The sequence below is a fragment of the Rhodococcus sp. 06-1460-1B genome, assembly GCF_002258475.1.
Classification (GTDB): Bacteria; Actinomycetota; Actinomycetes; order Mycobacteriales; family Mycobacteriaceae; genus Rhodococcoides; species Rhodococcoides fascians.
Genome location: NZ_NOYS01000041.1, coordinates 209,387 through 223,867, shown reverse-complemented (window position 1 = coordinate 223,867; position 14,481 = coordinate 209,387). Strand labels below are relative to the sequence as shown.

Here is a 14,481-nt window from a genome sequence, read left to right as displayed (position 1 = left end):
CATCTCGTCCTTACAGGTGAATGTCCGACAGTCTCGTCAGTTCGGTCCACTTCGACGCCTCGGCGCGTGCCGCTGCGACAGGTGCGTACCGGTCGGCCTCGGTGAGACTTCCCAGCTCCAAGCCGGTCGCCGACGCGATGTCTGCTACCGGAACCTGATACGTGCGGTACGGGCCGAGCGGTGGGGGATCGGTCTCGACCCGTAGCGGTTTGTCGAGAATCGGGTCGAGTGACGGCGACTGATCGAGCACGTATCCGGTGCACGCCGGTGCCGAATCCTGGGACCACGCGGCAATCTTGAAGTAGCGACGCGGTATGGCAATGCCTCGGTAGATCGGATCGTCGTCGGCGAAGATGCAGCCACTGAACACCGAGAGTCGTTGCCCGTACTGCTCGGCATGGCCCAGTACGTAATCCTCGAGCCCCAGCCACAGAGTTTTCGATTGGTTCAGAGTGGCCGTCTGCGGAGCGCACACCGTGTAGTGGAAGGTATCCGCATTGGCGCGCGTCGCGACCGACAGCTCGCCCCACACCGGATCTCGTCGGCGAACGAGATGCCCACGGTCGAGGTCGTTGTTCGAGTACAACTCGTTCCCCGCCTGCTGCGCTGCCGGAAGCCGCTCGTCCAGACGCCAATCATCGCCTCGCTCCACGTCTTTCAGGCTCGAGCCGTCGATGTTCACGCCGGTGACCGCGGCGAGGCGTCGGGCAGGATCCATGGACACCGAGAAATGCGTGTACGGAAGTACCACCAGGCCTGCTCGATCCGGCAGCGGAACGTCGATGTCGGCCAGGAAGGTCGGGTCGAAACCGAGTGGGGTCGTCATGGACCCATTGACTCACGCGTCGGTTACCGGAGGGTGAACCGCGGCGAGGTATCGCCGTTCGAGGGCCGCGTGACGCTCGGCGACCACGCGGCATTCCTCTTTCAGTTCCGGCGGGTCGAGCACGGTGAAGTCGGTGTCGAACGCCGCCAGCCAGCGGGCGATCGACGGCAGTGAGTCTCCCGAGAGCACCACCGCACACGAGGTGTCGTCGATGGATTCGAGTGTGCCCCAGTGCTCGTCGACCATCGGGGCGATCGTCTCGATCGGCGCATGCAAACGAATGCGCGCCTGAACCTGGGTGAACGCGCGATCGATTCCCCGCGAGACGAACGCCGCCGCCCCGCCTGCAGGCAACTCTCGCGGGGTGAACCGAGGACCCGTCGGGATCTTCGGAATCAGGCGATCCACCCGATACGATCGCCAATCCTGGCGCAGCACATCCCAACCCAGCAGATACCACCGCGCTCCCGCCCGAACCAAGCTGTAGGGCTCCACCTCGCGCCGAGACTCCGAACCGTCGTGCTTGCGGTAATCGAATCGCAGTCGCTCGTGCCCATGACACACCGCAGCCACCGTCGACAGCACCGCCGCATCCACCGCAGACCGCGGCGTGTGCTCCACCACGTCGATCCGGAGGGTGTCGAGCCGATGCCGGATGCGCGACGGCATCACCTGCCGGAGCTTCGTCAACGCACGCAGCGACGCCTCGCCGATCCCCGCCACCGACCCACCGGCCGCCGACTGCAAACCGAACGCCACCGCCAACGCCTCGTCGTCGTCGAGCAGTAGTGGGGGCATCTCGGCACCCGGCCCCAACTGATAGCCGCCGCCGACGCCCGGCGTCGCATTGACCGGATAACCGATGTCGCGCAACTTGTCGACATCGCGCCGCAGCGTGCGAGGCGTCACGTCCAGCCGTTCCGCCAGCTCTGCACCCGCCCAATCGCGCCGGGTCTGCAGAAGCGACAACAGCCGCAACAGCCGGGCCGAGGTTTCCTTCATATCCACACAATGCCACCGAATGCGGACATCTTCGGTCCTCTTTACCGACCCGACCCGGCCACCGAAGTCCACTCAACGCGACATTGACCCCCGAAAAGTCCACCGAACGTGACATTGAGTACCCCCAGGTGGGCCGGCTGATGGTGAACCCGGCCCCTGTTTCTCCACTACTGTGGTTAAACGTGCTGTCTGTCGTTCCCACGCCCGTTGTCGTTCGGGCCCCGTCGAAGGTGAATCTGCATCTTTCGGTCGGTGACCTGCGTCCCGACGGCTTTCACGAGTTGACGACGGTGTTCCAGGCACTGTCTCTCTCCGACGACTTGTCGGTCGTTCCGGCGAAGGCGTTGTCGGTTCGGGTGCGCGGCGACGACGCGAAGGTCGTTCCGACGGATTCGCGGAACCTGGTCTGGAAGGCCGCCGAGTTGTTGGGCCTTCGTGTGGGGCGCGAGCCGTCGGTGGAGATCACCATCGACAAGGGCATTCCGGTCGCCGGCGGCATGGCGGGCGGTAGCGCCGATGCTGCCGCGACGTTGGTTGCGCTCAACGCGATGTGGCATCTCGAACTCTCGCGTGACGAGCTCGACGAGCTGGCGGCCGAGCTCGGTAGCGATGTGCCGTTCTCGTTGCACGGCGGGACTGCCGTCGGTACCGGCCGCGGTGAGAAGTTGCTTCCGGTGCTCTCGCGTAACAACTTTCATTGGGTTCTGGCATTGGCGAAGGGTGGTCTGCAGACCCCCGCCGTGTACGGCGAGCTCGATCAGTTGCGGGCCAAGGGCGATCCGCCCAGGCTCGGCGGAACCGAGGATCTGATGCATGCCCTCGCGTCGGGTGATGCGCGGGCCCTCGCCCCGCTGTTGGGCAACGATCTGCAAGCCGCTGCGGTCTCGCTGATGCCGCAGTTGCGTCGCACACTGAGAGCGGGTGTCACTGCGGGTGCGTTGGCGGGCATCGTGTCGGGCTCGGGCCCCACGTGTGCGTTCCTGTGCGCCGACGCCGATGCGGCGGTGTCGGTGAGCGCTGAATTGTCCGGTGCAGGCGTGTGCCGCACCGTCCGTGTTGCGAGTGGACCGGTTCCCGGTGCTCGTGTGGTCACTAGTGAATCGAATGGTTTTTCCTGATGGTCAATCTCGTCAATCTCGAAAACGTCAGTAAGTCCTTCGGCGTCAAGCCTCTGCTCGACGGCGTCTCCCTCGGTGTGCAGGAGGGCGAACGCATCGGCATGGTCGGCCTCAACGGCGGTGGCAAAACCACCACCCTCGAGGTTCTCGCCGGCATCGAACCCCCCGATTCGGGACGCGTCAGCCGCGTCAACGGACTGCGGATGGCCGTCGTCACTCAGCGTGGTGTGTTGCCGCCCGGGTCGACGGTCGGTCAGGTGGTACTCGATCCGCTCGGGATGGCCGAGCACGAGTGGGCCGGCGATTCGCGGGTACGAAACATCCTGACCGGCATCGGTATTGCCGATCTGGGTCCGGCCGGTAGCTCCGGACTGGACGCGCCGATCGACAACCTCTCCGGTGGCGAGCGCCGACGAGTCGCGTTGGCAGCAGCCCTCGTTCAGGATCTGGATCTTTTGGTGCTCGACGAGCCCACCAACCACCTCGACGTCGAGGGCGTGCAGTGGCTGGCCGCGCACCTGGTGAGCCGTCGGAGCGCGCTACTGGTCGTAACGCACGATCGGTGGTTCCTCGACACCGTCGCCAATCAGACGTGGGAGGTCGTCGGGGGTGGTATCGAAACCTACGAGGGTGGCTACAACGATTGGGTCTTCGCGCGTGCAGAGCGCTCCCGTCAGGCCGACGCATCCGAGGAGCGGCGTCGCAACCTCGCCCGCAAGGAACTCGCATGGCTGCGCCGCGGTGCTCCCGCGCGAACGTCCAAGCCCAAATACCGCATCGAGGCCGCCGAGGCACTGATTGCCGACGTACCGCCGCCTCGTGACTCCGTCGCGCTGTCCTCCTTTGCGCAGCGCCGTCTGGGCAAGGTCGTCATCGAACTCGAGGACGCGCGCCTGGAAACTCCCGACGGCCGTGAGCTGGTCAAGGACTTCACGTGGCGTCTGGCTCCCGGCGAGCGCGTGGGTCTCGTCGGCGTCAACGGCTCGGGTAAGACGACGATGCTGCGTACGCTCGCCGGTGAACTGCAGCCCGCTGCGGGCAAGCGCATCCAGGGCCAGACCGTCAAGATCGGTTGGCTGAAGCAGGAATTGGACGACCTACCCAAGAAGCTGCGTGTCCTCGACGCCGTCAAGGAGGTGGCCGAGCGGATCACGTTGGGCGACAAGGAGATTTCTGCTGGGCAGCTCGCAGAAAGGCTGGGCTTCACCCCCGCTCGCCAGCGCACGCCGGTCGGTGACCTGTCCGGTGGCGAACGCCGTCGCCTGCAGTTGACACGAGTCCTGATGGCCGAGCCGAACGTGCTGTTGCTCGACGAGCCGACCAACGACCTGGACATCGACACCCTGCAGCAGCTCGAGGACATCCTGGACGGCTGGGCGGGCACGCTCGTCGTCATCAGTCACGACCGGTACCTCATCGAGCGCATCTGTGACTCGACGTGGGCACTGTTCGGCGACGGCAAGCTCACCAACCTGCCCGGCGGCATCGAAGATTACCTGCGCAGGCGGGCCGTCCTCGCCGCCGACGCGACGCCGGACTCGTTGACCACCGGCGGGGTGCCCCGGAAGGCAACCCGTGATGCGGCTTCGGAGCGCGCTGCCCGTAAGGAACTCAGCAAGCTCGAGAAGCTCGTCATTCGCCTGTCCAAGCGGGAGACCGAACTGCACGCCGAACTCGCCGAGGCTGCCACTGCGCCGGACAAGCTCGTGGCCCTCGACACCGAACTCAAGCAGGTCCTCGCCGACAAGGACGTCGCCGAGGAACGCTGGATGGAATTGGCCGCCGAGTTGGAATGAGCGGCTCCGCCGCATGTGAGTGGTAACTCGTAACCTGCTACGAAGTTTCATGCACATGCGCGCAGCGCATACTGTGGTCATGGCATCGGTCGTCGCAGAAGTGATGGGTTCGGATTTCGCTCGTCTGCATCCCAAGGTCCAATGGCGTTTCGGTTTGCAGTCCTCGGATCATCGGGCTCAGTTCGGGGTCGGTGTGATGGAGGAGATGACTCATTCTCGTCTCGTTCCTCCGCCGCTGCTGTGGGCCGGTCGTAAGCGAGGCCTGTTTCCTGCTGGCGTGGGCAAGGATGTGCCCTTCACCATCGCCAACTATGCGTACGTCGACGAATTGGGCCGCGAGACAATGTCTTTCGTGCGTCGCTTCGCGTTCGCCGCGCGTCCGCAGGGGATGAATTCGGTGATGGTGTCGTCGGCAGAATCCGACGCATATGCGCTCGACTACCTGGGGTTCTCGTCGGACATGGTGGTGCACACCACGTGTGCGGTCGACTCCGACGGCGGGTTGGTACTCGAGAGCGAGGTGCCGCGGTTTCTGCTCGGTCCCATTGCGCCGAAGTTGCCGAAGGTGGCCTCCGCGGTCACGATCGGCCGGGAATGGTGGGACGCGGCAGAGGAACGGCACCGCATCGAGATCGAAGTCAAGAGCCCGATGCTCGGCCAGTTGTTCCTGTATCGCGGGTGGTTCACCGCGGAGGAGCGCGAGTGCCGTCCCGCCGACATACCGTCCGACGCGCGGCCGCGCTCGATCGAATCACGCGAATAGCGCTACTGTTACGCGTCGATCGAAGCAGGTGAAAGGGAGTCCGCAGTGGCCGTAGTCGAAGCCGAGGTAGTCGGTGGTGTCGGGCATATCGTCCTGAACCGGCCGGAGGCCCTGAACTCGTTGAACGAGGCCATGATCCACGGCATTCGTGCGGCACTCGATGCGTGGCGGGACGACGACACCGTCGGTTCGGTTCTGGTGACGAGCAGTTCACCGCGTGCGTTCTGCGCCGGCGGAGACATCAAGGCCATCAGGCAGGCCGTGATCGACGGCGACCGAGAAGCCGGGCCGCGCTACTTCTCTGCCGAGTACGACCTCGACGAGATCATTGCGACGTACCCCAAGCCGTATGTGGCGGTCATCGAGGCCGCGGCGTTCGGGGGAGGGCTGGGAATCTCGGTGCACGGCAGCGTGCGGATCGTGACAGAGAACGCTCTTCTGGCGATGCCGGAGACGGCGATCGGATTTGTTCCCGATGTGGGCTCGAGCTACTTTCTGTCCCGGTTGCCCGATCACATCGGACGCTACTTGGCGCTGACAGGCACCCGGATCACCGGATCCGACGCTGTGACACTGGGATTGGCGACACACTTCTGTCCCAGCGAAGCCGTCCAGGCGCTGAAGGACGACATTCTCGGCGGCACCGATCTCGGTGCAGCGCTCGAGCGACACACGACTCCGCCGCCGACGACGGAATTGTCGTTCGACGCGAAGGCGGTGGCCACGGTGTTCGAGAAGACCTCGCTCGTCGACATCATCGATGCATTGGAGTGCGATACCGCGTGGTCTCGCACTACCAAGACTCAGTTGGCAACGCTGTCGCCGACGTCCTTGATGGCCACCGATGCCCTGATCGAGCGGGCTGCGGACAGTACGTTGCGGGAGTGCCTCGATCGCGAGTTGCGGCTGGCGACATGGATCATCACAGAACCGGACTTCGCCGAGGGGGTGCGCGCAGTGCTGGTCGACAAGGACCGCGCGCCGCAGTGGAAGCCTCTGGTGCTCGAGATGGTGCGACCAGAGGCCTTCCAGCAGCTGCTGTGACCGTCAGTGGGTCAGCGGTAACCCTTGGCGGGGTTCTGCAGGTCCAGCACGATGGTCTGGCCGTTGGAACGCACGTGGATCTCCGGGTTCTGCAGACCACCGGAGACGAGGTATTCGCCGAGGAGCTGAAGCAGCTCGTCGGGGCCGACGGAGGTGTCGGGGGTGCGGATGTCGCCGGTGCGGCTGCCGAGTTCGTTCTGGGTCAGCCGACCCGCAATACGAACCGAGGCGACGCCCATGGCGGTACGACGGTCGGGTGCCTGGCCGCGGCCGAGAGACGGCGACGTGCTGCCGCTGGAGGCGTGAGCGGTGGAACGGCCGTTGGTGGGCAGGCCGTGTTCTGAGATCTGATCGCTGGTGGTCACTTCAACCTCGTTCGATTCCGTGGCGGGCTTCTCTGATGCTGCGGGCTGTGGAGCGGATGCCGTGTCGGTGGACGTGACCACTGCCGCCGGGAAATCGGTGGTGGTTTCGGCCGCCTTCTCGGCGGGTGCAGCTACCGAACTGTCGGTGCGAGCACCGTTGGACGGAGTGGAATCGGACTTCGGCGGCGTCGCCAAACGATGCGCGGGAGCGCCACCGACCTTGATCCCGGCCAATGGGTAGTTCGTTCCCTTAGTCATGTCGTTTTCCACTTCATCGTGATTCTCGGGTGGTTCCGCGCCGAGACGCCATGATCGGAGAACTCACATGACGCCCAACTCGGCGTCGAGCACGCCAAAACGTACTCGAAGTTTGTTCGGACCGCCTGAGAGTAGCATCACGATTGTTTAGATCGCCATTTTTTGGTCCAAAGGCTTGTTCTGGATCCTGAACCACACCACGAAACCCCAGGTCACATACCCGGCGTATACCAAGTAGAGGACAGCGGACGGGTAGAAACCGGCAATCACCAGCAGCGGGACGCCCACGATGTCCACCGCGATCCAGATGAGCCAGAATTCGGTGAGCCCGCGGGCCATGCCGAACGTCGCCAGCATCGAACCGGTGAAGATCCACGCATCGGCCCACTTGCCGAACGAACCGAGGTACCCGAACAGCTGCGCGAACACGATCGTTCCGACGACTGCGACAGTGATCATCACCAGTCGCTCACGGGCAGTGCCCCAGCGCGGAACGACGGCGGCCCCCGAGTTCTTGGAGCCGCGCATCCACCGGGCCAGCCCGTAGGCGCTGACGGCAATGAACATCAGCTGCCGTCCGGCTTGTCCGTACAGATCCAACGCCTGCGGAGTGTGGAACACCCCGCCCATGAAGACGGTGAACAGCAGCGCATTTCCGACGATTCCCACCGGCCACGCCCACACGACTCGACGCATTCCGCCGACCGCGGAGAGCAGTCCGAAGCCGTTCCCGATCACCTCGCGCCACAGCACCGGGTGGCCCAGCACACTGAATTCGGCGTCGAGCAGATCTGTCAGCACCGCGACAGGCTACTGATCGCCTGCGGCGACGAGGGGCTCGAGGGTGAGCTCGGGCATCTCCTTCTGGATGTACTGCAGTCGCCATTTGTCGCTGACGAGTGCCAGCAGGGCGCCGTCGGTCCGGGTGAAGATCTCGACGCCGCGCTGGCGGCCCAATTCGACGGCCGACGCCGCGTCGGTGCGCCGAGCAAGTGAGTAACCCAACGGTTCCATCCGAGCGTCGACGCCGAATTCGGTCTTCATTCGTGCGGTGACCACCTCGAACTGCATCGGGCCGACGGCCGCGAGAACCGGGGAGGCGTCGCCGCGAATGTCGTTGCGCAGCACCTGAACCACGCCCTCGGAGTCGAGTTGTTCGACGGCTCGGCGGAACTTCTTGTACTTGTCGGCGCTGTCGACGCGCAGTGCCGAGAAGTGCTCGGGTGCGAACGACGGGATCGGTGGGAACTCGACCTTCTTGTCGGTGTACAACGTGTGGCCGGGCGCGAGCGCGGTGGCGTTGACCAGACCGACGATGTCGCCGGGGTAGGCGTTCTCGACCGTTGTCCGGTCACGCCCGAAGACGGTGAGCGCGTACTTGGTGGTGAACGGCTTCTTGGTCTGTGCGTGCGTGACGACCATGCCCCGCTCGAACACACCCGAGACCACGCGCATGAAGGCCAGGCGGTCCCGGTGCGCGGTGTCCATGCCGGCCTGCACCTTGAACACGACGGCACTGAAGGGATCGGTCACCGCGCGCACCCCGTCGGAGACGTCGGCCCGGGGGCCGGGTGCGGGGGCCAGCGCCACCAGGGTGTCGAGGATCTGGCGCACGCCGAAGTTCAGCATCGCCGATCCGAAGATCACCGGTGACGTCTGGCCGGCGAGGAACATCTCCTGGTCGTGTTGCTGGCCGCTCGAGATCAGCAGATCGCTCTCCTCGACGGCGGTATCCCAGTCGACGCCCTCGCGCTGCGCGGCGGCCTCGGCCGTCATGAATTCCTCGGGCGCGATCGTGGCACCACCCGCAGTTCGGGTGAAGCGGATGTAGCTGCCGTCCTGCACATCGAGCAGGCCACGGAAGTCACCCGCGATGCCGACGGGCCAGTACAGAGGCGTCGGCGTCAGGCCGATGCGTGACTCGATCTCGTCGAGCAGTTCGAGCGGGGACTGACCCGGGCGGTCCCACTTGTTGATGACGGTGATGACCGGGATGCCGAACTGGCGGCACACCTGGAACAGCTTGAGGGTCTGCGGCTCGAGGCCCTTCGCGGCGTCGATGAGCATGACGGCCGCGTCGACCGCCGTCAGGACGCGGTAGGTGTCCTCGGAGAAATCGGCGTGGCCGGGGGTGTCGACGAGGTTGATCACGTTGGTGACCTCGGCGTCGGGGGAGGTCTGGTAATTGAACTGCAGCGCAGTCGAACTCACCGAAATGCCGCGCGCCTTCTCCATCTCCATCCAGTCCGAGACGGTGGAGCGACGGCCGGCCTTGCCGTGAATGGCACCGGCCTCGGAGATGACGCGCGCGTGCAGGGCGAGGGCCTCGGTGAGCGTCGACTTACCGGCATCGGGGTGTGAGATCACCGCGAATGTTCGACGCCTCGCGACCTCGAAATCGAGTTCCCTGGCCGAGTGTCGAGCGGGGCCGGAGTTCGGTCCTGACCCGTCGAGTGCTGCATCGACGTCGGGGGAACTGGGCGGGGTACTCACGAAGGCCTCTATCTCGTAGTCACGGCAACGGCAAAGGTCAAGGATACGCGGCCGGTAACGGTCACCGGTCATCGCGGGATTGCTTAGGGTGAGGGACGCGGAAGGACCGTCGAACGAGGAGATGACGCGTTGAGCAAGTTCACCGACGAGATGTTCGAGACCGCAAGCAGCAGCAAACGTGGTTTGGTCACCGGGGAGCCCGAGGCGGCGTTGCGCCAGTCGTGGGGTGAGATCCACGAGCAGGCGCGGAGGATGGCGGGCGCGTTGGCCGACGCGGGGGTCGAACACGGCGACGCGATCGGTATTCTCGCCGGCCAGCCCGTCGACATCGCGCCTGCCTGCCAGGCCACGTGGATGCGCGGAGCGTCGGTGACGATGTTGCATCAGCCCACCCCGCGGACAGATCTGGCCGTCTGGGGCGAGGACACCGAAACCGTCGTCCGGATGATCGACGCGAAGGCGGTGATTCTGGGAGCTCCGTTCGACATCGCCGCGCCGGTGCTCGTCGAGCGCGGCATCACCGTGCTGAAGATCGACGACATGAAGTCCGGTCGCGACATCGATCCGGTGCCGACGGCCGAGACCGACATCGCGCTGCAGCAGCTCACGTCCGGCTCCACCGGGTCGCCCAAGGCCGTGCGCATCACGCACGAGAACTTCTACGTCAATGCGTACGCGATGATCGATCGCATCGAGTTCGACGTGAATTCCGACGTCATGGTCAGTTGGTTGCCGCTCTTCCACGACATGGGCATGGTGGGCTTTCTGTCGGTGCCGATGCAGGTGGGTGCCGAGGTCGTGAGCATCACTCCGTTGGACTTCCTGCGCTCGCCGCTGTTGTGGGCCAAGCTCATCGACAAGTACCGCGGAACAGTCACTGCTGCACCCAATTTCGCGTATTCACTGCTGGCGCGTCGGCTGCGTCAGGCGGAGGACGACCTGGATCTGGATCTGTCCACGCTGCGTTACGCGTGGAACGGTGCCGAACCCGTCGACCCCGACACGATGATCGCATTGGCAGAAGCGGGTGCGCCGTACAAGCTCGATCCCGCGGCCCTCGCGCCCGTGTACGGAATGGCGGAAACTACTCTCGCCGTGTCGATTCCGGACCCCGGCCAAGGTCAGGTGATCGACGTCGTCGACGCGGATCTACTCGAAACACTCGGCCGCGCAGTCCCGTCCACCCGCGGCAACACCCGATCCCTGGCCACTCTCGGAAAGTTCGTTCCCGGTCTCGAAGGCCGCGTCGTGGACAAGGAAGGGCAGGTGCTCACCGCGCGCGGCGTCGGCATCATCGAGGTCCGCGGCAAGGCCGTCACTCCCGGATATATCACCGTCGACGGCCCCGTGCCGACACAGGACGCCGACGGCTGGCTCGATACCGGCGACGTCGGCTACATCACCGAGGACGAACTGGTGGTCGTCTGCGGCCGGGTCAAGGACGTCATCATCATGGGCGGCCGCAACATCTATCCCACCGACATCGAACGAGCCGCGGGCACCGTCGCGGGAGTTCGGCCCGGTAACGCCGTCGCGATCCGCCTCGACGCCGGCGACAAACGCGAAAGCTTCGCTGTTGCAGTCGAAACGAACGATATCGACAACCCCGACGAGGTCAAGCGCATCGAGCGTGAAGTGATCCACGCGGTGCATTCGGAGGTAGGAGTGCGCCCGCGCACGGTGGCAGTCCTGGGGCCGGGCAGCATCCCGAAGACGTCGAGCGGCAAACTGCGACGGGCCAATTCGGTGTCGCTGCTGAACTGATCAGCGCGGGTGCACCCGATTCTGGGCGGCCTCGAGACCGACCTTCAGCAGTAGCTCGGCGGCGTCGGCGGCTTCTTCGATCACGACGCCGAGGTCCTTGCGTTCGGGCGTCGAGAAGGGCTTGAGCACGAACGACGCCGGGTCCATCCGTCCCGGCGGCCGTCCGACGCCCACGCGGACCCGCAGGTAGTCCTTGGTGCCGAGGTGCTGAGAAATCGAGCGCAGACCGTTGTGCCCGCCCTCACCGCCGCCGAGCTTGAGTCGCAGTGCGCCGAAGTCGATGTCCAGTTCGTCGTGCACCACCACGATGTTCGCGGGGTCGACGGAGAAGAACCGAGCCAGTGCCGCCACCGGCTGGCCCGAGAGGTTCATGAACGTTCGCGGCTTCGCGACGACGACCGAACGGCCGTCGAGCCGGGCCTGCACGATGTCGGAATTGGACTTCTTGTGCGACGAGAACGACGTGCCGACGCGTCCGGCGAGTGCGTCGGCGACCATGAAGCCCACGTTGTGCCGAGTCTTGTCGTACTGCGGACCGGGGTTGCCGAGCCCGACTATCAGGGCGGGGCCGTTTTCGGTGCTCACGGGCGTCATTCTTCCATCGATGGTTCGAAACGAACGGCGCGCCGTCTCCCGGAGGAGAACAGCGCGCCGCTCGAGATGCAGGGGAGAGGGTCAGCTCTCGTCGGAGCTGTCTTCGTCCTCGGAAGCAGCTTCTTCCTGAGTCTCGGCCTCGCCGGTCTCGGAGATAGGCTCGGTGCCCTCGCCGTCGGCCTCGAGGTCTTCCTCGGACGGTGCCTCGACGACGTTGACCAGGAGGGTCTCGCCGTCGGAGATGAGGGTGACGTCGGACGGCAGATCCAGGTCCGCCGCGGTGATCTGCGTGCCGATCTCGGCACCCTCGACGGAGACGACGAAGTTCTCCGGGATCTCGAGCGCGTCGGCTTCGATCTCGACGGCGGTCGAGTCGGTGGTGACGAGGGTGCCCGGTGCGGCGTCGCCCTCGACGATGATGTTGACCTCGACGGTGACGCGCTCGCCCTTGTTCAGGACGAGGAGGTCGGCGTGCTCGATGCTGCGACGGATCGGGTGCACGACGATCGACTTGGTCAGTGCCAGCTGCGACTTGCCGGCGATGTCGAGGGTGAGCACAGCGTTGGTGCCGTCGTTACGCAGCACGGCAGCGAATGCGCGGGCGTCGAGTGCCAGGTGCTGGGGGTCGGTTGCGTGTCCGTACAGAACGGCGGGAACGAGGCCGTCGCGACGAGCGCGGCGTGCGGCACCCTTGCCGAATTCGGTGCGGACCTGTGCGGTGAGGTTGTTTACCTTCGATGCCATGGTGCTACATGCTCCTGATAACTGTGATCTGTGGTTCGTGCGGCGTACTTCGTCGGGCTGTCAAACTCGTCGGGGCGGACACGAACGAGCGCGGCCAACGGGGCCGAGCCGCGTCGATAACGGTGGATCCTGATGAGCCGGATCTACCCTCGCCGAGACAACCTGGAAGACAATACACGATGCTCCGCAGTGGCTCGGTTATGTGCCTGCTGGGGCACTTACCCGCGCCACTGCGAGCGCAGCGAGCAACTCGGCGGCCACCGACCGGGCGACGGCGATGGCGTCGTCCCGACCGCCTGCGGTTCCCATGACCACCGCACCTTCGTGCAACAGTGACAATCGAGTCCCGAGTTCGTCTGAATCGGGGTATCCGGCATCGGCGGCCAGGCGTGCGAACAGCGATCGCGTCCACGCCTTCTCCGACTCGATGATGGCCAACACCGGGCTGTCGGTGCCGCCGAACTCGGCGAATGCGTTGACGAATCCGCAGCCGCGATGGTTGTCGCGCATCCACAGGTCGAGTGCGTCGTAGACCCCGAGTACACGCTGCTCACCCTGGTCGAGGGAGTCGACGTACTGCGTCACGTGCGCACACCAGAGGTCGTATCGCCGCTTCAGGTAACGCTGCACCAGGCCGTCCTTGGAGCCGAAACGGTCGTACAGGGTCTTCTTGGTGGTGCCGGCTTCCTCGGCGATCAGGTCGACGCCGACGGCGCGAATTCCGCGGTCGTAGAAGAGCTCGCTCGCGACGGCGAGAATTCGTTCCGCTGCGGGGGTCAGTGGCTTGTCGTGCATGGCGACCTTTCGAAAGCGCTGGTCGGAGTGGGGTGCACTGCGAGTATACAGACCTGTATGTTTACATCGCTCTCATGACCTCACGCATCGATGTTCTCGCCGGTACAGCTCTGGTGATTCTGTGGAGTTCGGGCTTCATCGGAGCAGAATTCGGCACCGCCGAAGCTCCGGCCCACACGCTGCTGGCCTGGAGATACCTGGTGGCAGTCGTGCTCCTCGTCGCGTGGTGCAGATGGCGACGACTCACCCCGACGTGGCACGCGCTGCGTATCCACGCAGTCCTCGGCCTCTTCTGCCAGTTCCTCTACCTCGGTGCCACCATCACCGGCATCGGCATGGGCGTCCCTCCGGGCGTCGCCGCCCTGATCGCTGCTTTGCAGCCGTTGGTGGTCGCGCTGGCCTCGAGCAGGATATTCGGCGAACGCGTCGGATCGAGAGGAATTCTCGGCCTCGTCGTCGGTATCGCCGGAGTGACGCTCGTCGTCGTCGGTGACCTGTCCGGTGCCGATCTTGCCTGGCCCGTCTACCTGCTGCCCGCCGCGGGCATGCTGGCGCTGTCGGCCGGAACGATCGGGCAACGGCTACTGGATCCGAAAGAACCCATCGCGCTGGCCATGGCGATCCAATGTGGTATCAGCGCAGTCGGTTTCATGACGTGGAGTGCACTTGCCGGTGATGCGGTACCACCGATGACGACGGGTTTCTGGGCTGCGGTGGCGTGGACGGTGGTGCTGTCGACCTTCGGCGCTTACGGCGCGTACCTGTTCGTCGTGCGCCGCAGTGGACCGACTCGTGCCAGCGTGCTGCTCTACCTGACACCGCCGACGACGATGCTCTGGGCTTTCGTGATGTTCGGCGACGCGGTCACGTGGTTCGGTATCGCGGGCCTCGCAGTCTCGGGGATCGGGGTCGCCGCCTA

At 65.1% G+C, this 14,481-nt stretch carries 13 protein-coding genes and 1 pseudogene; 6 read left to right on the top strand and 8 right to left on the bottom strand.

Features of this window, described 5'->3' with window-relative positions:
- Positions 1–10: 10 nt before the first annotated feature.
- Together CH268_RS23940 and CH268_RS23935 are read right to left on the bottom strand one after the other, a co-directional pair.
- Positions 11–826: a DNA/RNA non-specific endonuclease gene (locus CH268_RS23940; protein ID WP_094666091.1), complete on the bottom strand. Its 816-nt coding sequence runs from the start codon at positions 824–826 to the stop codon at positions 11–13.
- A 12-nt stretch (positions 827–838) separates the two neighbouring features.
- Complete coding sequence (locus CH268_RS23935) at positions 839–1,828, bottom strand: helix-turn-helix transcriptional regulator (RefSeq protein ID WP_094666090.1); 990 nt, start codon at positions 1,826–1,828, stop codon at positions 839–841.
- A gap of 182 nt (positions 1,829–2,010) precedes the next feature.
- On the opposite strand from CH268_RS23935, the gene CH268_RS23930 reads away from it, so the two are divergent.
- The 4 genes from CH268_RS23930 (at position 2,011) to CH268_RS23915 (ending at position 6,549) form a co-directional block, all read left to right on the top strand.
- Entirely contained in the window at positions 2,011–2,946 is a 936-nt protein-coding gene (locus tag CH268_RS23930) for a 4-(cytidine 5'-diphospho)-2-C-methyl-D-erythritol kinase (RefSeq protein ID WP_094666089.1), read from the top strand.
- Positions 2,946–4,742 carry an ABC-F family ATP-binding cassette domain-containing protein gene (locus CH268_RS23925; RefSeq protein WP_027496078.1) on the top strand — a complete coding sequence of 599 codons (1,797 nt, stop codon included), beginning with the start codon at positions 2,946–2,948 and terminating at the stop codon, positions 4,740–4,742. Before CH268_RS23930 ends, CH268_RS23925 begins: the two co-directional genes overlap by 1 nt.
- Before the next feature lie 79 nt (positions 4,743–4,821).
- A complete protein-coding gene (locus tag CH268_RS23920) occupies positions 4,822–5,505 on the top strand; it encodes a DUF4166 domain-containing protein (protein WP_027496079.1) in 684 nt (227 codons plus the stop codon).
- Positions 5,506–5,550: 45 nt separating this feature from the next.
- Positions 5,551–6,549, top strand: a complete 999-nt coding sequence (locus CH268_RS23915) for an enoyl-CoA hydratase/isomerase family protein (RefSeq protein WP_094666088.1) — start codon at positions 5,551–5,553, stop codon at positions 6,547–6,549.
- Between the two features lie 11 nt (positions 6,550–6,560).
- Here CH268_RS23915 and CH268_RS23910 read toward each other — a convergent pair whose 3' ends face one another.
- The 3 genes from CH268_RS23910 to CH268_RS23900 form a co-directional block, all read right to left on the bottom strand.
- Positions 6,561–7,172: a hypothetical protein gene (locus CH268_RS23910; RefSeq protein ID WP_027496081.1), complete on the bottom strand. Its 612-nt coding sequence runs from the start codon at positions 7,170–7,172 to the stop codon at positions 6,561–6,563.
- Between the two features lie 147 nt (positions 7,173–7,319).
- A complete protein-coding gene (locus CH268_RS23905) occupies positions 7,320–7,973 on the bottom strand; it encodes a nicotinamide mononucleotide transporter family protein (protein WP_094666087.1) in 654 nt (217 codons plus the stop codon).
- 9 nt (positions 7,974–7,982) lie between these two features.
- Positions 7,983–9,665 (bottom strand): peptide chain release factor 3, encoded by a 1,683-nt coding sequence (locus tag CH268_RS23900; RefSeq protein WP_027496083.1) that lies wholly within the window; start codon positions 9,663–9,665, stop codon positions 7,983–7,985.
- 129 nt (positions 9,666–9,794) lie between these two features.
- Here CH268_RS23900 and CH268_RS23895 point away from each other — a divergent pair, with 129 nt between their 5' ends.
- Positions 9,795–11,429, top strand: a complete 1,635-nt coding sequence (locus CH268_RS23895; protein WP_027496084.1) for a fatty acyl-AMP ligase — start codon at positions 9,795–9,797, stop codon at positions 11,427–11,429.
- On the opposite strand, the gene pth is transcribed toward CH268_RS23895, so the two are convergent.
- The 3 genes from pth to CH268_RS23880 all read right to left on the bottom strand — a co-directional run bounded on the left by pth (position 11,430) and on the right by CH268_RS23880 (position 13,562).
- The gene (pth, locus tag CH268_RS23890; protein ID WP_094666086.1) at positions 11,430–12,023 is read right to left on the bottom strand and encodes an aminoacyl-tRNA hydrolase; all 594 of its coding nucleotides are present in this window, start codon (positions 12,021–12,023) and stop codon (positions 11,430–11,432) included.
- 81 nt (positions 12,024–12,104) lie between these two features.
- Complete coding sequence (locus CH268_RS23885) at positions 12,105–12,767, bottom strand: 50S ribosomal protein L25/general stress protein Ctc (protein ID WP_027496086.1); 663 nt, start codon at positions 12,765–12,767, stop codon at positions 12,105–12,107.
- A gap of 198 nt (positions 12,768–12,965) precedes the next feature.
- Positions 12,966–13,562 carry a TetR/AcrR family transcriptional regulator gene (locus CH268_RS23880; protein WP_094666085.1) on the bottom strand — a complete coding sequence of 199 codons (597 nt, stop codon included), beginning with the start codon at positions 13,560–13,562 and terminating at the stop codon, positions 12,966–12,968.
- Positions 13,563–13,636: 74 nt separating this feature from the next.
- On the opposite strand from CH268_RS23880, the pseudogene CH268_RS23875 reads away from it, so the two are divergent.
- Positions 13,637–14,464 (top strand): annotated as a pseudogene (locus CH268_RS23875) (DMT family transporter); the annotation flags it as partial.
- Between the last annotated feature and the right edge of the window lie 17 nt (positions 14,465–14,481).